We start from the raw sequence: 24,003 nt of genomic DNA on the forward strand, positions 1-24,003 counted from the left end.
GCGGTGTGTCTGGGGCATGCTGCGATCTCGGGAGTTCGTGTGCGGGTGATCCGCAGGATAGTTGGCGTTCTGCTGGCTTTGATCGGTCTGGTTGTCGCGGTGGTCGGCGGGGCGGCCGCGTTCTGGTTGATCGGACCGGATGACACGGTCCAGTCCGGCGAGCAGTCGTTGAGCAGCAAAGGGCTGGCGATCGCGAGTACGCCGGATCTGCTGAACCGGCATGGTCCGGTACTGCACGTCGACGTACGGTCCACCAAGAACCAGCCCGTGTTCGTCGGTGTGGCGCGGGACTTCGACGTGAGTAGCTATCTGAAGGGCACGGCGTACACGAAGCTCGTGCAGGTGCAGTTCCCGGTTGCGCTCACCACTCAGGAGTCGAAGGGTACGGCGGGACCGCTCGCCGCGCCCGACACCCTCGACTGGTGGGTGGCCAAGGCGAACGGCGCCGGCACCCAGTCCATCGCCTGGCCGATCGAGGACGGCCCGTACGACGTCGTCATCATGAACGCCGACGGGAAGACCGCACCGGACGCCAAGGTCGACCTGGGCATCGAGATCCCGAAGGCCTTCGTCACGGCCCTCGGGATCTTTGCCGCCGGCATCATTCTCCTTGCCGTAGGCATCCTCCTGGTCCTGTTCCGCCGCCGCCCCGCGAAGTCCCACCCCACGAACGGGACGACCGCCCACTCCGAGCCTTGGCAGTCACAGGCTCCACAATCGCCGTCCCCGCAACAGCAGTTCCCGCCCGCCCAGTACCCACCAGCGCAGTACCCGCCCGCGCAAGGTGCACCGCCGGCTCCGGTCGGCCCGCAGCAGCAGCCGCAAGGTCCGCCTGCCCAATACCCACCTGTGCAGGGTCCGCCGGCCCAGCGCCCACCCATGAACGGCCAGCCACCGCGGCCGGCACCGGCGCAGGGCGGTCCCGGACAGCAGCCGCCGGTTCAAGGACAGCCGCAGCAGCCGCCCGTGCAGGGCATGCCGCCGCAGCGGCCGCAGGGTGGTGGGGCGGTTCGGCGGGTTCTGACCGTCGGTCTGGCGTTCGGGTTGGTGAGTGGGTGTTCTGCGGTTCCGCAGGCGGACACCGTGACGACGCTGACCCGGCCGGCGATCAGTGACGCCGCCGCCGCGGCAGTGATCAAGCACTACAACGACGTGAACAACAAGGCGAACAGCACCCGCAACAGCAAGCTCATCGCGACGATCGAAGGCGGCAATCTCGTCCGCGAGAGCCAGGCCGGGTACACGATCGACCAGTACGCCAAAGCGAAACCGATCGGGGCGTTCACCTACACGAAGCCGGTGATCGGGGCGCCGCAGGTCGGCAGCTACCCGATGCGCTTCGTCAGTTCGTCCGGGATCTCCGACAACGCGAAGTACCGCCACGTCGGTCTGTGGGAGCGCGAGACCGCAGGCAGCCCGTGGATGCTGATGTTCGCCGCCGGCGTGCCGACAACCGTCAAGCTTCCGGACCTGACCGGCATCCGCCCGGCGACCAAGGCCGACGACACCAGGCTCGCGGTGGCCCCACAGCTCGCCGCGACGAGCTTGGCGACGTACCTGACCGGCGGAGCCGCCTCACCTCGTGCCGCCGCCTTCCAGCCGAACTCCGAGATCAAGAGCCTGCTCGCGGGCATCGTGAGCAACCGGGCCGAGAAGGCGAAGCAACCCGGATCCACGCGCGGCATCACCGACGCGTTCACGGCTCCGCAGCAGTCGCCCGCGTACGTCACCAAGTCCGGCACCGCGGTCGTGTTCGTCTCCCTGACGCACGAGTACACGCTCCTGCCGGGCGTTCACTGGCAGTTCTGGTGGGCCGGGATGCCGGAGAACGCGTTCAGCCCGGCGGCGGTCAAGTACCAGAGCGGACTCACCTCGACGACGATCCACGACGCGGTGCTGCTGATCCCGCCGAAGGGCAAGGGCAAGATCCAGGTCGCGTCCTTCGAGTCCCAGGTCATCGACGCCGGCGGCTACTAACGGCTGCCGGCGGCTACTGAAAGGCTCCGAGTTCCGCGAAGGTGTTGATGGTAGGGCCGGGCCAGGCGGGAGCGCTGTTCGCGTGCTCCACCGTGCGGATGGTGTGCATGCCCAGGGAGGCGGCGGCGGGAAGTTCGTTGTCGTTGCCGTCGCCCACGTAGATGCAGTCGGCGGGATCCACGCCGAGGGCGTTGCACGCCGTCAGGTAGATGGCGGGTTCGGGTTTGGCGGCGCCCACCTCGGCGGAGAACGCGGTGGTGTCGAAGTACGGCGACAGTGAGCTACTGGGCCACTGGAGCTGGGTCTCGGCGGTGATGTTGCTGACCAGCCCGATCCGCCAGCCCGCCGCCCTGAAGGCAGCCAACGTGCTCAGCGTCGTCGCGGGCGCCGAACCGAGCAGACGCTGGGCCAGCGCACGGCGCAGATTTGTTGCCTCCTGCACCTGTTCGTCGGTCGGCGCCCCGCCGCAGCGTTCCGCGATCACCCGGAGCGTGTTCGGCAGGTCGCCGTACGCTCCGATGAAGCGCTCGTACGACGCTGCGTCGAACGCCTGCTGGAACGCCGTCGCGTCGACGCCGAGCGCCGCGCCCATCCGCGCGTTGACCAGCGAGCGCTCGGCATCACCGCCGGGGACCAGCGTGCTGAACAGGTCCGACAGCAGGGCCTTCACAGGGCGGGTGGCCGACGCTCGTACGGCGTGCTCAGCACGATCGTCGTGGTCGTGGAGACGTTCGCGCGGGCGCGGATCACGGCCAGCAGGTTCTCCAGGGCGGCCGGGGAGGCGACCCGGACGACGAGGATGTAGCTGGAGTCGCCGGCGACCGAGTAGCAGGACTCGATCTCGCGGACCTCCCGGAGCCGCTCGGGCGAGTCGTCCGGCTGGGACGGATCGATCGGCCGGATCGAGATCAGCGCGGTCAGCGGCAGGTCCAGCGCGGTGTGGTCGACGGTGGCGGCGTACCCCTGGATGATGCCGCGCTGCTCGAGGCGCTTCACCCGCTGATGCACCGCCGACGTGGACAGGCCGGTCGCCTTGCCCAGGTCGGTGAAACTCATCCTGCCGTCGGACGCGAGCAGCCCGACGATCTTGCGGTCCAGGTCCTCCATCCTCAAGACACTACTGGAGCAACCGGCCCGGCCGCAGGTGATCTCGCGGGGCGTCTGTGGACTGTCCGTGGCCTGTGAAAGCATCGGGGCATGGCTGACAGACCCGAGCGCCTGATGCTGCTCGACACCGCGTCGCTCTACTTCCGTGCGTTCTTCGGCGTGCCGGACACGATGAAGGCCGCCGACGGTACGCCGACCAACGCGGTTCGCGGGCTGCTCGACTTCATCGCGCGCCTCGCCGAGAACCACCGGCCGACCCACCTGGTGGCCTGCTGGGACAACAACTGGCGGCCGTCCTGGCGGGTGGCGCTGATTCCGTCGTACAAGGCGCAGCGGGTCGAGTTCGTGACCGCGAAGGGCGAGCAGGTCGAGGACGTGCCGGACCGGCTCGAGGTCCAGGTGCCGTACATCCGGGCCTGCCTGGAGGCGATCGGGATCGCCGTCGTGGGCGCGCCGGACCACGAGGCCGACGACGTGATCGGCACGCTGTCGCACCAGGCGACGATGCCGGTCGATGTGGTGACCGGCGACCGCGACCTGTTCCAGCTGATCGACGACAGCCGCGGCATCCGGATCATCTACACGGCGGCCCGCGGCGTCGGCCGCGCGGACGTGTACGACGAGAAGGCGCTGCTGGCGAAGTACGAGATCCCCGCCAACCGGTACGCCGACTTCGCCACGCTGCGCGGGGACGCCTCCGACGGTCTGCCCGGCGTGAAGGGCATCGGCGAGAAGACGGCCGCCTCGCTCGTCACGGCGTACGGCGACCTGGACGCGATCCGCGCTGCCGCGGCCGACCCGAGTACGCCGATGGCGCCCGGGGTGAAGAAGAAGATCCTGGCCGACAGCGACTACCTGGACGTCGCGACGAAGGTCGTCGCGGTCGCGAAGGACGCGCCGGTCGGGACGTTCGACGCGAAGATCCCGGACGAGATCAGGGATCCGGAGCGGTGGCTCGATCTCGTCGAGCTGCTCGAGCTCGGTGGCAGCGCGCAGCGAGTGATGGCCGCGCTCGACCTGGGACCGAAGGCATGAGCCGCACGCGAGAGCTCGCCGAAGGCTTCCGGGACGAGATCGTGGCGCTCCGGCGGGCGCTGCACCAGGTCCCGGAGTTCGACCTCGACCTGCCCAAGTCGCAGCAGCTCATCCTCGACGCCTTGGCCGGCCTGCCGCTGGAAATCACGCTCGGCAAGGAGCTGTCCTCGGTCACCGCCGTACTGCGCGGCGGTGGCGGGCCAGGTCCGGTCGTCCTCCTGCGCGGCGACATGGACGCGCTGCCGGTGACCGAGCGGACCGACGTGCCGTACGTCTCCCAGCATCCCGGGATGATGCACGCCTGCGGCCACGACCTGCACGTCGCCGGGCTCGTCGGGGCGGCGAAGGTGCTTTCGGCGATGCAGGCCGAGCTGCCGGGCGACGTGGTGTTCATGTTCCAGCCCGGTGAGGAGACGTCGGGCGGGGCGCCGATCATGATCCGCGAAGGTGTGCTCGACGCGGCCGGCCGGCGCGCGGACGCGGCGTACGGTCTGCACGTCGGGTCAGCGTCCCAGCCGCTCGGGATGTGGAGCAGCAAGCCCGGGTCGTTCATGGCCGCAGCGGATCAGTTGCATGTGCGCGTGATCGGGGCCGGTACGCACGGCTCCACGCCGTACCGCGGGAAGGACCCGATCCCGGTGCTCTGCGAGATCGTCGGGGCGCTGCAGACGATGGTCACGCGGCAGTTCGACGTGTTCGACCCGGTCGTGCTCACGGTCGGGCGGATCGCGGGCGGGACGAAGGAGAACATCATCCCGGACGACGCGTTCTTCGACGCGACGGTCCGGACGTTCTCCGCCGAGGCTCGCGCCAAGATGCAGAAGGCGTCGATCCAGCTGGTCACCTCGTTGGCCACGGCCCACGGGCTGGAGGTCGACGCGGACTACCAGGTCGGGTATCCGGTGACGGTCAACAACCCCGCGGAGTTCGAGTTCGCCCGCGACACGATCGTCGACCTGTTCGGCGCCGACCGTTTCCGCGAGCGCGCCAACCCGAGGTGCGGCGCTGAGGACATGTCGTACGTGCTGGAGGAGGTCCCCGGCGTCTACCTCAACCTCAGCGCGTGCCGCTCCGCCAACCCGGACGCCGCCGCCGACAACCACTCCCCCTTGGCCGACTTCGACGACTCCGTCCTCCCCGACGGGGCGGCCCTGCTGGCCGAGCTCGCTGTGCGGCGGCTGCACCGCGCCGACTAGGGAGAATTCCCGATATGCGGGCGGTCCGCGATTGAGCAGACTGCCCGCATGCCTTTCGTCAACGTTCCTGACGGTTACCTGTACTACGAGCAGCACGGTCAGGGTCCCGACGTCGTACTGCTGAACGGCGGACTCGCCGACGTCCGCATGTGGTCCTCGACCGTGGCGTGGCTGGCCGAGAGCCACCGCGTGACGACCTGGGACTACCGCGACACCGGGCTCTCCTCGCCGACCGAACGGGCGTACGACGAGATCGCCGATCTAGCTGCGGTGATGGACGCGGCCGGCGTAGGTCGAGGTGTGCTGCTCGGCGTCTCCGACGGTGGCCGGCGGGCGCTCGGGTTCGCGCACCGGCATCCGGAGCGCGTCTCGCGTGTCATCGTCGCGGGAGGATCGTTCGGCGAGTTCCCGGACCCGACGCCGGCGGAGGAGGCGGCCCGGGTGGTGATGCGCGCCCACTTCGCGGGGCTCGCCAAGGTCCTCGCGTCCGACGGCATTCCGGCTGCCGCCGAGCACGACATCCGGGGCTGGTGCCCGGGCGTGCAAGAAGACGACCGCCGGCTGCTCGTCGGCCTGGTGATCGCGAACTCGCGCGTGCTGACCATGCCCGTCCACCACGGCGTCGAACTCGACCCACCGGTCAAGCACCGCTTCGCCGAACTCGCCACCCCGATCTCCGTCCTGATCGGCAGCCGCGACTTCGACGGCACCCAACTCTGGGGCCGACGCCTGGCCTCGCAAGCACCGCACGCCGAACTGACCCTCCTGCCGCAGGGCGACCACATGCCGATGTTCTCCGCGCCGGCGGCGTTCCGGCAGTTCGTCAGCGACGTGCTGACCGATCGCGGGTCAACGCCGTGAGCCCCAGACCGAGGAGCGTCGCCGCCGCGGCAACCAGGTAGACGGCCGGAAGGCCAGGACCGGCGATGACGCGGCCGCCGAGCCACCCGGCGAAGGCGGCCGCGACCTGGTACGCCGAGGCGTTGACCGCGATCGCCAACGTCGGGGCGGCTGCGGCCGTGGTCAGTACGCGGGCCTGCATACCGGGGATGACGGAGAAGCCGACCGCGCCGATGGCGAACACGAGCAGGCCAGTGAGGATCGTGGTCGGGCTCAGCCGGAGAGCGACGAGCAGTACGACGACAAGAGCGAGCGCGGTCAATTGGGACGGCAGGAGCGCACGGTCCGCCAACCGGCCGCCGACCAGATTGCCGATCGTCGCACCCACGCCGTACACGAGCAGCATCGGCGCGACTGCCGTCACCGCGAACTCCGCGGGGCCGGTGAGCAGTGGGGCGAGGTAGGTGAACACCATCAGTAGCCCGATGTTCGCCACCGCGGTGATCGCGATCGCCAACTGCAGGTTCCGGTCGCGGAAGACGGCGAACTCGTGCAGGGCTCGGACGCGCACGCCGGGCTGATCACCGGGCACGAAGCGGGCGACGAGCACCAGGCCGGTCGCGCAGCAGGCGGTGATCGCCGCGAACGTCGTACGCCAGCCGAACGCCTCACCGATCCAGGTGCCGAGCGGTGCGCCGAGGATCATCGCCAGGTTCATGCCGAAGGCAACCTTCGCGACCGTCGACGCCTTCTTGTCCGGCGGGGCGGACCTGGTCGCGATCACGATCGCGTTGGCGAAGAAGGTCGACGTGACCGACGCCGTCAGGATCCGCGCCGCGAACAGCACGCCGTACCCGGGGGCGATCGTCGACAGCAGGTTGCCCGCCACCGCGACGCCGAGCAGGGCGAGCATCAACGGTTTCCGGGGCCGGCCGGCGGTGATTGCCGTCAGCAACGGGCCGCCGACGATCATGCCCAGCGCGTACGCCGTGACCAGCAGGCCGGCCGCCGGGATCGAAACCCGCAGGTCGTCGGCCATGGCCGGCAGAATCCCGGTCACCACGAACTCTCCAGTCGTCACGCCGAACACGCAGACGAGCAGCGCCGTCAGCTTCATCTCCACCTCACGGTTCAGATACGGATTATCCGTGAGAGACGGTAGCCGCTTCTCACGGATATCGGCAACCCGTACCATGAGACACATGGAAGACCCGCTGCCGCCGGCGCCTGGTGCCGACGCCTGTCTCGCGCTGGACTTCGCCAACACCGCGATCGCCCTTCCCGGCGGCCAGTACGTCGACCTCCTCGGCAGCCCGGCATCGGTCAACGAATGGCTCACCGCGCACGGGCTCGCCCCTGACCATGCCGACGTACAAGAGATGTGCGCGACCCAGCTACGTGCCCTCCGCGAGCACGTCCGCTCGCTCATCGCAGCCCGCGTCGCGGAGGCGCCCGCCCTCCCCGCAGCCCTCGACGCCGTGAACGACGCTCTCACCCGGGTCCCGCCAACCGACGTCCTCCGCTGGGACGACAGCACCGGCCCCTACCGCGCGACCGTCTGCCCCACCAACCAGATCCTCGACCACGCCCTGGCCACCATCGCCGCCAGCGCAGCCGACCTCCTCACCGGCCCCGACGCGGCCACCCTCACCGCCTGCGAATCCACCCCCTGCAACCGCTACCTGCTCCGCCACGGCCGCCGCCACTGGTGCTCCACCCGCTGCGGCGACCGAGCCCGAGCCGCCCGAGCCTACGCCCGCCGCACCGCTGGCTAACTCAACGCGCTGTCCAGCCAGGACATGAAGGCGGCGTAGTCGGCCGACACCGACATGACAATCTCGGTCCCGTCTGTACGGCACGTCATCTGTGCAACGTAGTCGAGCAAATCACGCGTTCCGGCCCTACCCAGCCGAGTATCGTGACCGACACGAGGAATGCGGCCCCGAGATAGCCGATGATCTTTGGCTACTCGGAATCGACTCGGACCAACTTGCCGTTGACGAGCTAACGGTACCGACGATCTGTTCGCGACTCGGAGCGCGACTGTAATGGCCCGATTGGACACGCGGCGATGATGGCCACTGGTCTCACCCGGCGAGCAAAGACGGCGTCGACGGAAGCGGAGACTCAGATTGCGTACTTCGTTCGTCCAGCACGGTTCACCCTTCGTCGACTGCTCGTGGCCTGATGCCCGAGGCCGCTGTCCCGCGTGCCAATCCGCCAGCACCAAGGGACCTCTTGCAGGAGTCAGGTCAACGCTGAGCTCACCAGTACGGCCGCTATGCATGCCGCGGCACCGGCAGAGAAGGCGACCAGAGCGAACTGAATCGCCAGGTACTTCCGGTGGACGATGTGCGAGACCTGATGAAGCTGGTCCAACACGCCCCGCATCGGCGTCGCTGCCGTGGCTTCCAGCAACGCAAGAAGGTCGTCCGCTGGGGCGGCGATGACATCCCCGAAGTAGCCAATCATGGCGGGCCGCGGAGAACGGGCACGGATCCGCGGATAGATCGCCCACCCGAGCGCGATCAGCCCCATAGAAGCAGAAGTCGCTCCGGTCCACCACAGCCACTCGACCACGTTGTCGAGCATGTTCGGACTCCAGCTGCCGGCCAGTACGGCCGCGAGGAGCGCTCCGAAAACTACACCAGCGGACGCAAGAAGTAGAGCCGCCTTGTTGTCGGCTCTGGAGAGTTCCTCGCGCGCAGCCGCCAGAACATCCTGAGCATGATCCAGCACGGGGTCAGACATTCCGTCCTCCTGGAAGACGTCGCAAATGCGAACGACGGATATCTATGGTACCGATATCCCAGCCTCGCGAGATGCTCGCAACTCAATCGCTTGATCGTCCGAGGACGATTTAACGCGATCTGGCCCTGCAGCGTGACGTGCGTTACCGTGGCCGGAATGGCCGAGTTCAGGTCGGTCAAAACAGTGATCTTTCAGGGGTGGAGATGACACCTGCTGTCGACGGCCAACTGAGCGACCTCCGAGGCCGAATATTCGCTGAGTTCGAACCAGTGGACGCTCGCTCGATCGCTGAATTCCACAAGCATCTTGCGGAGATTGACGCCGACGCGCTGATGTTCATGGCTAGGAAGTCGTACTGCGTCTACGACATGTTTACCAAACTAGGTGTCGCCGGTTCACCGTTGCCCATTCTGAGCGACCGCGTACTCGACTTGAACGTCGATCCTCTCAAGACTCGGCGCGTCGCGCTCGTCGACGACACAGTCATCCTCGGCAGCACATTGGCGAGAGCCAAACGGACCCTTGAATCATCCGACGTAGGCACTACTGTCCATGCTCTCGCGGTCAACAAGGACAGCTATGTGCCGGAGCTGGTAACAATAGACTACGCGCAGGTATTTATGTCGGACGAGGCCGTGAAGACGTTGTGCGCAAGCGAGGTCCGAGCGCTTTCGCTGCTCCCTCGCCCCTACATGGTCGACTTTCCGTTGTACGAGGGACTGCGCGTGCAGACGTCCGATCTGCACGCCTTTCTGTCGAGCATCGAATGGACCGTTCACAGCCTCACCGCTCCGCACCAGGCCGTCACCGATTCGGTAACGTATACCTTCTTTCCGTCTGAGGAACTGCGTGAGGAGCTTCGTCAACGACTGGGCGTGGCGGTATTCAACTGCCTCGACATCATCAAACTGCGGGCCTTTGGTAGATTTCTTGACGGCACACTCCAGTTGACGATCGTGCCTCTCATCACGCTCCGGCCGCTGAAGACCGCCGATCTGCACTCATTAACCCGACATCTGCTCGAATCGATCGCGCTCCGGTCGACGCCGGCGACGGACGAGTTGATTCAGGCGCTTCAATCACCACAGGCCTTCGTGCGAATGATCCAGTACCTGCTCGGTGCGGGACTCGTCGAGAGGTTCCTCTGGTCCACTCGGGGCGCAGTGCAGACCTCACGCGACTCGCACCTGTCGGCGCTCGACGTTGATGCTCATTTCGGTCCGTGGAACTCACTCAATATCGGTGCGGCGCTCACGTCGGCACGAACGGCATTCGCCAAAGACGGCCGACTCTTCACGGCGAGAGCCCACCTCAACATGCCGAAGCTTGAGCCAGTCGCAACACCGCCATCGTTGCAACTGTGGAGCCAGACGCTGCTCGAGGACCGCGACACCGAGACATCGGATTCGATTCAGCTCTCCTTGGAGGCGGAGAACCCCAGCAGCGGCCGAGTCGAGACCGATATGGCCGAAGTTTTCCTCGCCATGTTCCATCGGTACGAATTGCCTGCTCGACGCGAAGCGGCAACTGCTGGTGCGGACTACCTCGACGAGACCGGTTCAGGGCCGAGTCGCGCGGACAGACTCCTGCAGGGGATTACTTGGCCAACACTCGCCAATTACTTGTGTCTCAAGTATCGGCTCCCCCAAACTCGCGACTTCCGCGACCTGCTGAGCCTCAGCTTGGATCGGCTCAACGATATGGGTGTCGCCGTGCCCATCATCCGGGAGATCGACGGCATCGTAGTGCGCGCCTATCGGCACGGCGAGGACGTGACGTGGCAAGACGCCGAGTGCGACCTAGCGCACGAGATGGTCAGGGGGCTGCTCTCGGCGTCGGGCTGGGACACCGTTCCACGGCTTGTCCTCGAAAAGGCGCTCGTCATCCTGATAAGGGTCGGAGTCAGCTCCGGCTTCCTCACCTACAGACCCGAAGCGACGGCGGCACCGCCTGTCGCGAGGGTTAGCTACGACCTGCTTGGCGCCGTCACTCGGATCAGGACACAGGCTCGTAGTGTCGTGGGCAACGAACACTGGTTAACCTCGTATCTGCCGCGGCGCGGAGTATTGGTTCGGAAAGACAAGGAGTACGCATTGGGCGAGAAGCTCGGCGCCTCTCAGGTCAATCACAACGCCCTGAGTTCGGCCTTCAGCGTCGGATATCTCCTTGGCAGTCTCGTCAGAGGAGACACCGAACGGCCCGCACTGCAAGGTGAGGCGCGTGCGACCAACCGGACGCGAGGTCTGACCGACGATGATCTGGTCGCGCTGACAACCTGCACCGACCCCCGAACGATGCTGGCTGCGCTCCAAGCTGAGCTCGGTGCATTCACAGAATGGTGGCGGGGCCCAGGTCGACGTCGCCTAGAAGGACTCGACTGGAACAACGCCGCACGAGTGCAAGAGACGGTGAAGCACCTGGACCGCGCCAACGGGCGCACGGCGGTCACATCTGCATCGAGGAAGATGCGCGATTGGTCCGGGATGCGCTGGCGCACGGTGGTCAGCCAGAGCCGCGATCGCCTTGCCCGTAGAAGCCAGCGCGACGCGTCAGACTGGAACGCATTCTGGTGGCCGCTGATGGAAACCGAGGAGCACGCCCGAGAGCAGGAGATTCGTCGCGCGCTGATTTTCAGTGCGGAGCTGTGCTGGCGAGCGTTCGCCTGTCTCTCGCTGCTCGATGCGTGCTTGACCCGCGCGAGCGGTCTTGATGATGCCAGCGCCACCAGGAAACTGACCAGCATCTCGGAGAAGCTGGAGCGCTTCGCCGCCCGGATGTCAGCAGCAGCGGTCTCTCACCCCGGACTTGTGGGCAAGTACGAGGACATCATCGCCGGGTGGGCACGCAGAAGCCCTGTCCCGGACGCGGCCCAAACGTTCGCGAAGGCAGCCATCGACACCACCGACCAACTGGTTGATGAGATGCAGATCCACGCGTCGGAGTGCGAACGGCTCCTCGCCCAGTTCGGAACAATTGCCACGGCCAAGCAGTACGAGTTTCTGGTCTGGTACGACATTTACGACTCGAAGGGCAACCATCCGCATCCGCCGGTTCGGGGCCATCAGTATCGGCAGAACGTTCATGCCTGGCGGGAGGCGGTCAATGACACCCTTCTGCAGATCCAGCGGAGCGCAGCCAAGCAGTCCTGCGATATCCACGTCTGGAACGGCGACATCTCCTCCGTCAACGACGAGAAGTACATCGCCGTGTCCGGAAGTCGCGCTCTCTTCTGGGCCCGTGAGACGCTGCGGCGCGTGCAGGACGTCTCGTTCCGCTTCCCGTCCGTCAAATACCGAGCGATCTTCGTGCCGACAGACTTCGTCGGCACGAATCTGTGGCGCATGGGGGATGCGAGCGAGCTGCGTGGCGGGCAATTCCTGGAGCACCTCAGTGTGCTTCGGAAGTTTGTTCGAACCGTCGAAGCAGAGTATCTACCCGAGCAGAGCGTCCTGCTGATCGGCGGTCAGTCACTCGTCGACGTCGTCACGTCGGACGCCAACGTCGGCTTAGTAGACCCCGTCCGAACCTCCACCCGTACCGAGGTCGCCTTCCGGACCTGCGAAGTCGAGGTTCTATACGGTGGCGTCCCAGAACGCCTTCAGGAGTCCGACTAGTCCCATCCATGCGAGCAGCAGAAGAGGGCGCTTTGTGGGCGCCCTCTTCTGCTGTGTGGTGGTCAGCGGGCCATTGGGCGGCCGGCTGGGGTGGCGACGGGGGCCGCGATGGCGGCGGCTTCTTCGTCGATGTCTACTACGGCGCCGCTGAACTGGGCGTTGTAGAGGCGGGAGTAGGCGCCGTCGAGGGCGAGGAGTTCGTCGTGGTTGCCCTGCTCGACGATTGCGCCGTTCTCCATGACCAGGATCAGGTCGGCGTCGCGGATGGTGGACAGGCGGTGGGCGATGACGAAGCTGGTCCGGTCGGAGCGCAGGGCGGCCATGGCGCGTTGGACCAGGACCTCCGTGCGGGTGTCGACCGAGCTGGTGGCCTCGTCCAGGATGAGCAACTGCGGGTCGGCCAGGAACGCGCGGGCGATGGTGAGGAGCTGCTTCTCACCGGCGCTGACGTTGCTGCCCTCCTCGTCGATCACCGTGTCGTACCCGTCGGGCAGGCTGTGCACGAAGCGGTCGACGTACGTCGCCTTGGCCGCGGCCAGCATGTCCTCCTCGGTGGCCTTCAGGTTGCCGTACAGGAGGTTGTCCCGGATCGTGCCGCCGAACAGCCAGGTGTCCTGCAGCACCATGCCGATCCGCGAGCGCAGGTCGTGCCGGGTGAGCTCGGTGATGTCGACACCGTCGAGCGTGATCCGGCCGCCGTTCAGCTCGTAGAACCGCATGATCAGGTTGACCAGCGTCGTCTTGCCGGCGCCGGTCGGGCCGACGATCGCGACCGTCTGCCCAGGCTCCGCGACCAGGCTCAGGTCGGTGATCAGCGGCTTGTCGGGGTCGTACGAGAACGACACGTGCTCGAACTCGACCCGCCCACGCGAATCGGTGACCTTCTCCGGCGTCGCGTCGTCCGGGATCTGCTCCTTGGCGTCCAGGACTTCGAACACGCGCTCGGCCGACGCCACGCCCGACTGCAGCAGGTTCGCCATCGAGGCGACCTGCGTCAGCGGCTGGGTGAACTGCCGCGAGTACTGGATGAACGCTTGGACGTCACCCAGCGACATCGTGCCCGACGCGACCCGCAGACCGCCGAGGACCGCGATGACCACGTAGTTCAGGTTCCCGATGAACATCATCACCGGCATGATCAGCCCGGAGATGAACTGCGCCCCGAACGCGGCCTGGAACAGCTCGTCGTTCTTCTTCGCGAACTCCGCCTCGATCTCCTTCTGCCGGCCGAAGACCTTGACCAGCTCGTGCCCGGTGAACGCCTCCTCGATCTGCCCGTTCAAGGCGCCGGTGTGGCGCCACTGGGCGATGAACCTGACCTGGGAGCGCTTGGCGATCGCCGCGGTCAGAACCATCGTGATCGGGATCGTGACGAGCGCGATCAGCGCCAGCACCGGCGAGATCACGAACATCAGCGTGATCACCCCGATCACCGTCAGCAGCGAGGTGAGCAGCTGGCTCAGTGTCTGCTGCAGGCTGGTCGAGATGTTGTCGATGTCGTTCGTCACCCGGCTGAGCAGCTCACCACGCGGGGCGCCGTCGAAGTAGCTCAACGGCAGCCGGTTCAGCTTGTCCTCGACGTCCTTGCGCAGGGCCAGGATCGTCCGCTGCACCACGCCGTTCAGGATGTAGCCCTGTGCCCAGGACAGGAAGAACGCACCGGCGTACAGGGCGAGCACCAGGAGCAGGACGTTGCGCAGGGCATCGAAGTCGATGCCGACACCTGGGATGAGGTCGATCCCCTGCAGCAGGTCGGCCAGCCGGCCGTTGCCGGAGGCCCGCGTCTGCTCGATCACCTGTGCTTTGGTCATCCCGCTCGGCAGATGCTTGCCGATGGCACCGGCGAAGATGATGTCGGTCGCCCGGCCGAGGATCTTCGGTCCGAGCACCGACAGGCCGACGCTGCAGATCGCCAGCAGTACGACGCCGGCCACCTTCACCCGCTGCGGCCGCAACCGCCCGAGCAGCCGCTTCGCCGACGGCAGGAAGTTCATCGACTTGTCCCCCGGGATGCCTCCCGGCGGGCCGAATCCGCGACCGGTCGTCGGCCGCTCCGTCGCCTTCACAGCCTTCGGAGCCTGCCCGTTCGACGCCGCGGCCTCCGGTGCCTGGCCGTTCGGCGCCTGTCCGGTGGATGCCTGTCCGTTGGGTGCCTGTCCGTTCTGGGACGGCTTCTGTTCCTCGCTCATGCCGCCTCCTCCGCGGAACGCTGGGACTCGACGATCTCGACGTACGTCGGGCAGGTGTCGAGCAACTCGTCATGGGTGCCCCGGCCGACGATCGCGCCGTCCTCGATCACCACGATCTGGTCGGCGTCGATGATCGTCGACACCCGCTGCGCGACGACGACCACACAAGCCTCCCGGGTGACCGGCCGCAACGCTGCCCGCAGCCGGGCGTCCGTCGCCAGGTCGAGCGCCGAGAACGAGTCGTCGAACAGGTAGATCTCGGGCTTGCGGACCAGCGCCCGCGCGATCGCGAGCCGCTGCCGCTGGCCGCCGGACACGTTCGTGCCGCCTTGCGCGATCGGCGCCTCGAGTCCTTCCGCCATCGCCTCGACGAAGTCCTTGCCCTGGGCAATCTCCAGCGCTTGCCAGAGCTCCTCGTCGGTCGCGTCCGGGTTGCCGTACCGCAGGTTGCTGGCGATCGTCCCGGAGAACAGGTACGGACGTTGCGGCACCAGGCCGATCCGCTCCCACAACGCCTCGGGCTCGATCTCCCGTACGTCGATGCCGTCGACGAGGACCCGCCCCTCGGTCGCGTCGAACAACCGCGGCACCAGCGACAGCAGCGTTGTCTTACCGGCGCCCGTACTGCCGATGATCGCAGTCGTCTGCCCCGGCGAGGCGACCAGGCTGATGTCGTGCAGCACCGGCTCGGCCGCACCCGGGTACTTGAACGAGGCGTGCTCGAACACCAGCTGGCCGCGACCGGTGAAGGTTTTGATCGGCGTGACCGGCGGCCGCACCGACGACTCGGTGTCGAGCACCTCGGAGATCCGGTCCGCGCAGACCGACGCGCGCGGCACCATGATCATCACGAACACGCCCATCATCACCGAGAACAGGATCTGGATCAGGTAGCTCAGGAACGCGGTCAGTGCGCCGACCTGCATCGTCCCGTCCTCGATCCGGGAGGCGCCGAACCACAGCACCGCCACGCTCGACAGGTTCAGGATCAGCATCACGGTCGGGAAGATCAGCGCCATCAGCCGGCCGGCCTTGATCGCCGTGTCGGTGAGGTTCTGGTTGGCCTCGCCGAAGCGCTCGACCTCGTGCGGCTCGCGGACGAACGCCCGGACCACCCGGATACCGGTGATCTGCTCGCGCAGCACCCGGTTCACCCCGTCGATGTTCTTCTGCATCTTCCGGAACTGCGGGACCATCCGGCTCGCGATGAACCCGACGCAGGCGGCCAGCAGCGGTACGGCGACGGCCACCAGCCAGGACAGGCCGACGTCCTGGCGGACCGCCATGATCACGCCGCCGATCATCGTGATCGGCGCAGCGACCAGCATCGTCGTGGTCATCACGACGAGCATCTGGATCTGCTGTACGTCGTTGGTGCTGCGGGAGATGAGCGTCGGCGCGCCGAACTGGTTCACCTCGCGGGCGGAGAACTCACCGACCCGGTGGAAGACGGCCGCGCGGACGTCCCGACCGAACAGGGCGGCCGTCTTCGCGCCGAAGTACACCGCCGTGATCGTGCAGAGGATCTGCACCAGGCTGACCGCGAGCATCCAGCCACCGGTGCTCACGATGTAGCCGGTGTCGCCCTTGGCCACGCCGTTGTCGATGATGTCGGCGTTGAGAGTGGGCAGGTAGAGGGAGGCGATCGTCCCGACCAACTGCAGGACCACCACCAAGGACAGGTTTCCCGCGTACGGACGCAGGTGCGTACGCAAGACACGAAGTAACATCAATCATCCCCAGAGTCGTGATGGCGGGCGCCGCCGAGCGCGTACTCGACGATGCCCTCCGGGGCCGGCGGCTGATCTGTCTCGCGCTTGCGGAGACCGTCGAAGGCGAAGTCGACGATCTCTTCGGCGGTCAGCACGTGGCCGGCGGAAATCATTGGGTGGGTGGCGGAGAAGGTCAGCAGCCCGATCATCCGGACCACCTCTTCGGGTGGGACCCGCAACTGGTCCGCGTCCGGCCGGAGCAGGTCCGCGAACGCGGCGTTGGCCAGGTCCGACAGCCGCTGCCGCCGGGCCTCGTCCATCGGCGTGGAGTGCTTGAACTCCGGTGGCCGGCGGATCCGCAGGGCGAACAGCAGTTTGAACACGCCGCGCAACCGCTTCTGGCCGATCTCGACCGCGGCGACGGTGCGCTCACGCAACGGCAGTGAACGGTCGACCCGCTCGAGCGCCCGGATCATGTCGGAGGTGTCGAACACGGTGGCCATCGCGGCCTCGATCAGCGCGTCCTTGCTGCCGAAGGCGCGGAAGATCGTCCCCTCGGCGATCCCCGCCGCTTCGGCGATCTGCTTGGTGCTGACCTCGGCCCCGAACTCCTCGAGCAACGGCAGCGCGGCCTCGACGATGGCCGCGCGTCGCTCCTCGGGTGGCAGTGGCGTCGCTCGTGGTGTCACGGATCAAAGGTAACTGAGTGAGTACTCACTCACAACTACATTCACCCTTCCGGCGCAGACCGCTTCACCACCAGCGCGGACACGCCGTCCAGCAGCCGCTCCAGACCGTATTCGAACGCGTGATCGACATCGTACGGGGCGTCGAACTCATTCCCGACCGCGGTCCCGACCCGCCCCGCCAGCGGGAACTTCGCCAGGTCGCTGATCTGATCCAGGTGCGGCACGTGCGCCAGCCACCACTCCTTGTCCGTCATACCGGATCGCAGGATCACCTGCCGCGATTCGATCGCCGTACGGACGGCGCCGTGCACGTAACCGTTGACCAGCGCGACGGTCGAGTCCATCTCGACGTCGGTCAACCCGATCCCCTCGACCGCGGTCAGCTCCCATTCGTACTTCGCCATCACATTGGGGCCGAGCGGCGGGCGGCTGATCGCGACCTGGAGCATCCACGGGTGCCGCAGGTAGAGCTCGCGGTTCTCGCGGGCGACCTCCTCGAGCTTGGCCCGCCACTCCCCCGGTACGTCGCGTCGCGGCAACTCGCCGTACACGGTGTCGAGCATGACGTCGAGCAGCTCGCCCTTGCCCGGGAAGTAGCGGTACAGCGTCATCGCGCCGACGCCGAGCTCGTCGGCGACCCGGCGCATCGACATCGCGGCCAGGCCATCGGCGTCGGCCACCTTCAGCGCCGCCGTGACGATCTGGTCGACGGTCAGGGCCGGCTTCGGACCGCGGGTCGGTCGCGGTCGGCGGCGCCAGAGCAGTTCGAGGCTCTTCGCCGGGTCGCCGCTGCCGCTGTACTCCTGATTCATGTGCGTCGGTCTTCTCGGATCGGTTATACTTCGTACAGTGTACGCAGTTGACCTCGACCTTTGTCGAGGTTCTAGCGTCAGGTTTTGTCGGTGGCGCACGGAATCATCGACGGTCCCGATCGATCGATTCAGCCGAGCCTGGAGATCACTGCTGTGAGCATGGAGATGACTGCGTGGAACTCGATGTACCACGCGATGCACGCCCAGGACGACAAACGCCCGTTCTCGCGGGCCACGATGAAACGCATCCTCGCCTTCGCCCGGCCGCACCGGAAGCAGCTGCTTGCCTTCCTGGTGCTCAGCATCGGCGCGGCCGTGCTCGCCGTCGCCACCCCGGTTCTGGCCGGGAAGGTGGTCGACGCGATCGTCGGCGGCAAGGCGTTCAGCGTCGTGCTGCAGCTGGCAGTGCTGATCGCGGTGATCGCGGTCGCGGAAGCGGGGCTCGGCCTGTTCACCCGTTGGCTGTCCGCCAGCATCGGTGAGGGTCTGATCCTCGATCTGCGGACGGCGGTGTTCGACCACATCCAGAAGATGCCGATCGCGTTCTTCACCCGGACGCGGACCGGCGCGCTGGTGTCCCGGCTGAACAACGACGTGATCGGGGCGCAGCGGGCGTTCAGCGACACCCTGTCGGGCGTCGTCAGCAATCTGGTGATGCTGGTGCTGACGCTGGTCGTGATGCTCGGGGTGTCGTGGCAGATCACCCTGCTCGCGCTGATCCTCCTGCCGATCTTCGTGATCCCGGCGCGCCGGTTCGGGGCGCGGCTGGCCGGTCTGCAGCGCGAGGCGGCAAACTACAACGCGACGATGAGCACCCAGATGACCGAGCGGTTCTCGGCGCCGGGTGCGACGCTGGTGAAGCTGTTCGGTCGGCCGGCGCGCGAGTCTTTGGAGTTCGCGATCCGGGCGCGGCGCGTGCGCGACATCGGCGTACGGACGGCGATGGTGCAGTGGATCTTCGTGACCGCGTTGACGTTGGTGTCGGCGCTTGCCTTGGCTGTTGTCTACGGGCTCGGCGGGTTCTACGCGCTCCGGGATCAGCTCGATGCGGGTGCGGTCGTGTCGATGGCGCTGCTGCTGACCCGGTTGTACTCACCGCTGACCGCGTTGGCGAGTGCGCGCCTCGAGGTGATGACAGCGCTGGTGAGCTTCGAGCGGGTCTTCGAGGTGCTGGATCTCGAGCCGCTGATCAAGGACAAGCCGGACGCGGGTCGCGTGCCCGAGGGGCCGGTCGCGGTGGAGTTCGCGGGGGTGAGCTTCGCGTACCCGTCGGCGGACAAGGTCTCGTTGGCCTCCCTCGAAGAGGTCGCGAAGCTGGATACGCGCGGCGGCGTCGAGGTGTTGCACGACGTCTCGTTCCGGGCCGAGCCGGGGCAGATGATCGCGCTCGTCGGGTCGTCCGGTGCCGGCAAGTCGACGATCGCGCAGCTCATCCCCCGGCTGTACGACGTGGATTCGGGTGCGGTGAAGCTCGCCGGCGCCGACGTACGGGACGTGTCGGCGGAGTCGTTGCGGGAGACGCTCGGCATGGTGACGCAGGACGGCCACCTGTTCCACGACTCGATCCGGGAGAACCTGCTGCTCGCGCGGCCCGAGGCCTCCGAGGCGGACCTGTGGGACTCGCTGGAGCGGGCCCGGTTGGGTGACCTGATCCGATCGTTGCCCGACCAGCTCGACACGGTCGTCGGTGAGCGTGGGTATCGGCTGTCCGGTGGGGAGCGGCAGCGGCTGACGATCGCGCGGCTGCTGCTCGCGCACCCGCGGGTCGTGATCCTCGACGAGGCGACCGCGGCGCTCGACTCGACGAACGAGGCAGCGGTGCAGGCGGCGCTGACGGAAGCGCTGGCTGGTCGGACGGCGGTGGTGATCGCGCACCGGTTGTCGACGATCCGCGCCGCCGATCAGATCCTCGTGATCGAGGCCGGGCGGATCGTGGAGCGCGGCCGGCACGCGGAGCTGCTCGCGGCCGGCGGTCGGTACGAGGAGCTGTACCGCACGCAGTTCGACCAACCTGGGGCAGACGCTGTCCCGGTCTGACGTGTTCGCAGTGAAATCGGCTAGGAGGTTGTCGGGTTGGTGGATACGGGGCAAGAACTGGCCGGCTACGCGGTGGTCTTCCGGCCGGCAGATCCACCACGCGCCAGCACAGTCGCCTTCTGGGACCCCTCAGACGGCGACCTCCCCCTAGGCATCGGCAACCACGTCGACCTACAGCTCATGACCGAGGTTCGGTCCGATGCCGGCACGCGGGTGGTGCGGGCGATCGAGTTGCCTGTCGCGGAGGCGGTGCCGATTCTCGGGCGGATGCGGCGGGCTGCGGGGGCGCATCCGTCGGCGGCGTTCTGGGGTGGGGCCTCGCTGGTGGCGCTCCAGTTGGTTGCTCGCGGCAAGCTCCTGCCGGGCGTCTCCCCCGCCGGCCACGACGCCTGGCGGGTCGGACCCCTCGACGCGGACGACGTCACCCGAGTTCTCTCTCTGGCTGAAGCCATGCCGGCGTCAGCCAGGGCGGTCCCGCTGGACGCAGACGGTGTGCGGTTGCCGGTGGCTGAGGAGTTGTTGCGGGGGTTTCTTGATGCGGTGGCTGATGGGATGCCTCGGTCGCCGGCCGCTGGGAAGGCGCATCAGACCAACTTGTTCGCTGCCAAGGCGCCTCAGCGGGCTGAGCGGTTGCGTGGGTGGGCGGATGAGGTGTCGGCGGGGCTCGACACCGGGGTGCGGATCTCGTTGCGGATCGAGGTGGCCGACTCGCTCGCGTTCAGCGCTGTCGTTCAACTGCACAGCCTGAACGACCCGACGCTGGTGCGAGACGCGGACGATGTCTGGGCTGACGACGTCGCCGGGTTCGGACCGCGGGCCCGGATCGACGCGACGCTGGCCATCCGTCGGGCCGCGCGGGTTTGGGCACCGCTCAACAGGCTGCTGGACTCCGCCGTACCAAACGGTATGGAACTCTCGGACGAAGACGTCGCCGGCTTGCTCGCCGGGTCGGCGCAGCGGTTGACCGCGGCCGGGGTGGATCTGCATTGGCCGCGCAGTCTCGGCCGAGCGCTCACCGCACGCGCCGCGATCACCTCAGCGGACGGACCACCCAGCGACCTCCCAGGTTTCTTCGGCGGCGACCACACGCTCGACTTCAGCTGGCAGGTCGCGGTCGGCGACGATCCACTGACCGAGGCCGAGCTCGACCAGCTCGCGGAAGCCACCCGCCCGGTGGTCCGGCTGCGCGACCAGTGGATGCTGATCGATCCCGAGCTCGCCCGCAAGGCCCGCGAACGCATCCTCAAACCCGTCACCGCGATCGATGCCCTCGGCGCCGCCCTCACCGGAACCACCGAGATCGACGGCCGGCAGATCACCGTCACCCCGACCAAGTGGCTGGAGGATCTCCGCGCCCGGATCGCCGATCCGGATCGCGCCGACGAGTCCGTCGACGCGCCGGCCGCGCTGCAGGCCACACTGCGCGACTACCAGCTCCGCGGTCTGCGCTGGCTCGCCCGGATGACGTCGCTCGGGTTCGGCGGTTGCCTCGCCGACGACATGGGTCTGGGCAAGACGATCACGCTCATCTCGCTCCACCTCCACCGGCAGCAGTCCGCCGGCACCGCCGGTCCGACGCTGGTCGTCTGCCCGGCATCGCTCCTCGGCAACTGGGAGCGCGAGGTCCAGCGGTTCGCCCCCGGTACGGCGGTGCGGCGGTTCCACGGGACGTCGCGTTCGCTCGACGATGCACAGGACGGTTTCGTGCTGACGACGTACGGCACGTTGCGGCGTGACGCCGTACGGCTGGCCGAGCATCGATGGGGGCTGGTCGTCGCCGACGAGGCGCAGCATGTGAAGAACCCATCGTCCGGTACGGCGAAGGCGCTGCGCACCGTGCCGGGCCGAGCGCGGGTCGCGCTGACCGGCACACCGGTCGAGAACAACCTGTCCGAGCTGTGGGCGATCCTCGACTGGACGACGCCCGGGTTGCTCGGCCGCCTCGGATCGTTCCGCAACCAGTGGGCCGCGCCGATCGAAGCCGATAAGGACGAGGAGGTCGCGGCCCGGCTCGCGAAACTGGTCCGCCCGTTCCTGCTCCGGCGGAAGAAGTCGGATCCGGGGATCGCACCGGAGCTCCCGCCCAAGACCGAGACCGACCAGCCGGTCTCGCTCACCCGGGAGCAGGTTGTGTTGTACGAGGCAACTGTTCGCGAGCTGATGGCCGAGGTCCGGTCCAGCAACCAGATGGCACGACGTGGCCTGATCGTGAAGCTGCTCACCGGGCTGAAGCAGATCTGCAACCACCCGGCGCAGTACTTGAAGGAGGGCGACAGCGCACGACTCACCGGCCGGTCCGGGAAACTCGAGCTCCTCGACGAACTGCTGGAGACGATCGTTGCGGAGGACGGTGCGGTGCTCGTCTTCACGCAGTACGTCGCCATGGCGCGCCTGCTCGAGCGCCACCTCGGCGAACGCGGCATACCCACTCAGCTCCTGCACGGCGGCACGCCGGTCGCGCAGCGCGAGGCGATGGTCGATCGGTTCCAGGCGGGCGAGGTCACCGTCTTCCTGCTCTCGCTGAAGGCGGCCGGCACCGGCCTCAACCTGACCCGGGCCGATCACGTCGTCCACTACGACCGCTGGTGGAATCCGGCGGTCGAGGATCAGGCGACCGACCGGGCGTACCGGATCGGGCAGACCCGGCCCGTGCAGGTCCACCGATTGATTGCCGAAGGCACCATCGAGGACCGGATCGCCGCCATGCTCGCCGCCAAACGAGAGCTGGCCGAGGCAGTGCTGTCCGGCGGGGAGGCGGCGTTGACCGAGTTGTCCGACACCGAGCTGGCCAACCTGGTCGAGCTGCGAGGTGGTGCGCGATGACCCCACCGATGGTCGAGCGTGCCGGTGGAGGTGTGTCGTGAGCGACGTTCGAGGATTCCCGGCGTACGCCGCTCAGCACCGGAGCACTCGTGGACGGTCGTGGTGGGCGCGGGCATGGGTGCAGGCGATGGAGGACACGTCGCTCGACAACGACCAATTGCGCAGAGGCCGCCGGTACGCGAACTCCGGTCAGGTCGGCACGATCACCATCAGCCCGGGACGGATCGCGGCCACGGTGTACTCACCCGATGACACCTACGAATCCGTCGTACGCGTCGACGAGCTCAGCGCCGACGACTGGCGCCGGTTCCAGGCGGAGGTCGCGGCGCGGGCCGGCCACATTGCGGCGCTGCTGGACGGCGAGATGCCGCACGACCTGGTCGAGGCCGCTGCCGATGCGGGCGTCACGCTGTTGCCGGGCATCGGCGATCTCGACCCGAGCTGTACGTGCGACGCGTGGGAGCTGCCCTGCCAGCATGCGGCCGCTCTGTGCTACCAGGTCGCGTGGCTCCTCGACGCCGACCCGTTCGTGCTGTTGCTGCTGCGCGGTCGCACTCGCGAGACGCTCCTCGACGAGCTTCAGCTGTCGGCGACCCGTCCGACCGAGGCCGGCGTTCCGGTGGCCGACGTTCTCGCCACCACAGCCGCCGAGCTGCCCGACGTACCGGAGCTGCCCGGGAAGGTCAGCGTCGACGAGCTCGCGGTCACGGGCATCGAGCCGCCGGAGGGCTTCGGGCCGGCGGTCCTCCAGCTTCTCGTCCTCGACGCCGCCCGCCGGGCACGAGCCATCCTCAACGCGCTCCTCCACGGGACCCGCGAACCGCAACCGCTCGATGATTGGCAGGACAGCATCCGCCTGGCCGCCGACTTCCCCGGCCTCACCGAACCGTTGACCGAGGCAACGGGACGAGACCTTGCCCTCGGCATCCAAGCCTGGCGGTACGGCGGCAGGCCCGGACTCGACGTATTCGAGCACACCTGGACACCCAACCCGGCCGAGCTCAACCGGGCCCGGACCGAGCTGCTCGCAGCAGACGACGACCTGGCCATCACCACCGCCCGCAACCAGCTGACGATCGGCGCAGACACCCAGCTCCGCCTCGACCGCGACGGCCACTGGCACCCGTACCGGCTCGTCGACGAGACCTGGATCCCGGCCGGCACGCCGTCCAAGGATCCGCTGGTCATCGAGTGGTGACAGTGGTGCGGCCGGTATGGCCG

The 24,003-nt window shown here is 67.6% G+C and carries 17 protein-coding genes; 9 read left to right on the plus strand and 8 right to left on the minus strand.

The features are described 5' to 3' along the window. Positions 1–78: 78 nt before the first annotated feature. Positions 79–1,977: a hypothetical protein gene (locus OHA18_RS36185; RefSeq protein ID WP_328999878.1), complete on the plus strand. Its 1,899-nt coding sequence runs from the start codon at positions 79–81 to the stop codon at positions 1,975–1,977. A gap of 13 nt (positions 1,978–1,990) precedes the next feature. Here the strand turns inward: OHA18_RS36185 and OHA18_RS36190 are convergent, their stop codons facing one another. Then, the gene (locus OHA18_RS36190) at positions 1,991–2,647 is read right to left on the minus strand and encodes an HAD family hydrolase (RefSeq protein ID WP_328999879.1); all 657 of its coding nucleotides are present in this window, start codon (positions 2,645–2,647) and stop codon (positions 1,991–1,993) included. Beyond that, positions 2,644–3,084, minus strand: coding sequence for an Lrp/AsnC family transcriptional regulator (locus OHA18_RS36195; protein WP_328999880.1), 441 nt, complete (start codon positions 3,082–3,084; stop codon positions 2,644–2,646). Before OHA18_RS36195 ends, OHA18_RS36190 begins: the two co-directional genes overlap by 4 nt. Before the next feature lie 114 nt (positions 3,085–3,198). On the opposite strand from OHA18_RS36195, the gene OHA18_RS36200 reads away from it, so the two are divergent. Genes OHA18_RS36200 through OHA18_RS36210 form a run of 3 tightly spaced genes read left to right on the plus strand, consistent with a single transcriptional unit; the run spans position 3,199 to position 6,176 of the window. Beyond that, positions 3,199–4,119 (plus strand): 5'-3' exonuclease, encoded by a 921-nt coding sequence (locus OHA18_RS36200; protein ID WP_329006193.1) that lies wholly within the window; start codon positions 3,199–3,201, stop codon positions 4,117–4,119. After that, complete coding sequence (locus OHA18_RS36205) at positions 4,116–5,315, plus strand: M20 metallopeptidase family protein (protein WP_328999881.1); 1,200 nt, start codon at positions 4,116–4,118, stop codon at positions 5,313–5,315. Before OHA18_RS36200 ends, OHA18_RS36205 begins: the two co-directional genes overlap by 4 nt. A 48-nt stretch (positions 5,316–5,363) precedes the next feature. Further along, a complete protein-coding gene (locus tag OHA18_RS36210; protein WP_328999882.1) occupies positions 5,364–6,176 on the plus strand; it encodes an alpha/beta fold hydrolase in 813 nt (270 codons plus the stop codon). Here the strand turns inward: OHA18_RS36210 and OHA18_RS36215 are convergent. Continuing rightward, on the minus strand, positions 6,139–7,272 hold the full coding sequence (locus OHA18_RS36215) for an MFS transporter (protein WP_328999883.1): 1,134 nt from the start codon (positions 7,270–7,272) through the stop codon (positions 6,139–6,141). The two genes, OHA18_RS36210 and OHA18_RS36215, sit on opposite strands and share 38 nt — an antisense overlap. An 85-nt stretch (positions 7,273–7,357) precedes the next feature. Between OHA18_RS36215 and OHA18_RS36220 the strand changes: the two genes are divergently transcribed. Further along, entirely contained in the window at positions 7,358–7,930 is a 573-nt protein-coding gene (locus tag OHA18_RS36220; RefSeq protein ID WP_328999884.1) for a CGNR zinc finger domain-containing protein, read from the plus strand. Positions 7,931–8,402: 472 nt separating this feature from the next. On the opposite strand, the gene OHA18_RS36225 is transcribed toward OHA18_RS36220, so the two are convergent. Next, complete coding sequence (locus tag OHA18_RS36225) at positions 8,403–8,906, minus strand: Pycsar system effector family protein (protein WP_328999885.1); 504 nt, start codon at positions 8,904–8,906, stop codon at positions 8,403–8,405. Between the two features lie 197 nt (positions 8,907–9,103). On the opposite strand from OHA18_RS36225, the gene OHA18_RS36230 reads away from it, so the two are divergent. Next, on the plus strand, positions 9,104–12,520 hold the full coding sequence (locus OHA18_RS36230; protein WP_328999886.1) for a hypothetical protein: 3,417 nt from the start codon (positions 9,104–9,106) through the stop codon (positions 12,518–12,520). 62 nt (positions 12,521–12,582) lie between these two features. Here the strand turns inward: OHA18_RS36230 and OHA18_RS36235 are convergent, their stop codons facing one another. From OHA18_RS36235 to OHA18_RS36250, 4 genes are read right to left on the minus strand one after another with little or no spacing between them, the layout of a single operon-like run. Further along, complete coding sequence (locus tag OHA18_RS36235) at positions 12,583–14,709, minus strand: ABC transporter ATP-binding protein (RefSeq protein ID WP_442914351.1); 2,127 nt, start codon at positions 14,707–14,709, stop codon at positions 12,583–12,585. Then, positions 14,706–16,439 (minus strand): ABC transporter ATP-binding protein, encoded by a 1,734-nt coding sequence (locus tag OHA18_RS36240; RefSeq protein ID WP_328999887.1) that lies wholly within the window; start codon positions 16,437–16,439, stop codon positions 14,706–14,708. Before OHA18_RS36240 ends, OHA18_RS36235 begins: the two co-directional genes overlap by 4 nt. Continuing rightward, positions 16,439–17,110: a TetR/AcrR family transcriptional regulator gene (locus OHA18_RS36245; protein ID WP_328999888.1), complete on the minus strand. Its 672-nt coding sequence runs from the start codon at positions 17,108–17,110 to the stop codon at positions 16,439–16,441. Before OHA18_RS36245 ends, OHA18_RS36240 begins: the two co-directional genes overlap by 1 nt. Before the next feature lie 41 nt (positions 17,111–17,151). Continuing rightward, a complete protein-coding gene (locus tag OHA18_RS36250; protein WP_328999889.1) occupies positions 17,152–17,922 on the minus strand; it encodes a TetR/AcrR family transcriptional regulator in 771 nt (256 codons plus the stop codon). 165 nt (positions 17,923–18,087) lie between these two features. Between OHA18_RS36250 and OHA18_RS36255 the strand changes: the two genes are divergently transcribed. From OHA18_RS36255 to OHA18_RS36265, 3 genes are all read left to right on the plus strand, one after another. After that, a complete protein-coding gene (locus OHA18_RS36255) occupies positions 18,088–19,959 on the plus strand; it encodes an ABC transporter ATP-binding protein (RefSeq protein ID WP_329006195.1) in 1,872 nt (623 codons plus the stop codon). Between the two features lie 450 nt (positions 19,960–20,409). Next, positions 20,410–22,782 carry a DEAD/DEAH box helicase gene (locus OHA18_RS36260; protein WP_442914432.1) on the plus strand — a complete coding sequence of 791 codons (2,373 nt, stop codon included), beginning with the start codon at positions 20,410–20,412 and terminating at the stop codon, positions 22,780–22,782. 37 nt (positions 22,783–22,819) lie between these two features. Beyond that, positions 22,820–23,980 (plus strand): SWIM zinc finger family protein, encoded by a 1,161-nt coding sequence (locus OHA18_RS36265; RefSeq protein ID WP_328999892.1) that lies wholly within the window; start codon positions 22,820–22,822, stop codon positions 23,978–23,980. The last annotated feature ends 23 nt before the right edge of the window (positions 23,981–24,003 follow it).

Origin of the sequence: Kribbella sp. NBC_00709, from assembly GCF_036226565.1 — a bacterium.
Classification (GTDB): Bacteria; Actinomycetota; Actinomycetes; order Propionibacteriales; family Kribbellaceae; genus Kribbella.

Excerpts from the sequence above, each read along its gene's own strand:
- OHA18_RS36195 (WP_328999880.1), bottom strand. The coding sequence starts at position 3,084 with ATGGAGGACCTGGACCGCAAGATCGTCGGGCTGCTCGCGTCCGACGGC.
- OHA18_RS36200 (WP_329006193.1), top strand. The coding sequence starts at position 3,199 with ATGCTGCTCGACACCGCGTCGCTCTACTTCCGTGCGTTCTTCGGCGTG.
- OHA18_RS36205 (WP_328999881.1), top strand. The coding sequence starts at position 4,116 with ATGAGCCGCACGCGAGAGCTCGCCGAAGGCTTCCGGGACGAGATCGTG.
- OHA18_RS36210 (WP_328999882.1), top strand. The coding sequence starts at position 5,364 with ATGCCTTTCGTCAACGTTCCTGACGGTTACCTGTACTACGAGCAGCAC.
- OHA18_RS36215 (WP_328999883.1), bottom strand. The coding sequence starts at position 7,272 with ATGAAGCTGACGGCGCTGCTCGTCTGCGTGTTCGGCGTGACGACTGGA.
- OHA18_RS36220 (WP_328999884.1), top strand. The coding sequence starts at position 7,358 with ATGGAAGACCCGCTGCCGCCGGCGCCTGGTGCCGACGCCTGTCTCGCG.
- OHA18_RS36225 (WP_328999885.1), bottom strand. The coding sequence starts at position 8,906 with ATGTCTGACCCCGTGCTGGATCATGCTCAGGATGTTCTGGCGGCTGCG.
- OHA18_RS36235 (WP_442914351.1), bottom strand. The coding sequence starts at position 14,709 with ATGAGCGAGGAACAGAAGCCGTCCCAGAACGGACAGGCACCCAACGGA.
- OHA18_RS36240 (WP_328999887.1), bottom strand. The coding sequence starts at position 16,439 with ATGTTACTTCGTGTCTTGCGTACGCACCTGCGTCCGTACGCGGGAAAC.
- OHA18_RS36250 (WP_328999889.1), bottom strand. The coding sequence starts at position 17,922 with ATGAATCAGGAGTACAGCGGCAGCGGCGACCCGGCGAAGAGCCTCGAA.
- OHA18_RS36255 (WP_329006195.1), top strand. The coding sequence starts at position 18,088 with ATGACTGCGTGGAACTCGATGTACCACGCGATGCACGCCCAGGACGAC.
- OHA18_RS36260 (WP_442914432.1), top strand. The coding sequence starts at position 20,410 with ATGCCGGCGTCAGCCAGGGCGGTCCCGCTGGACGCAGACGGTGTGCGG.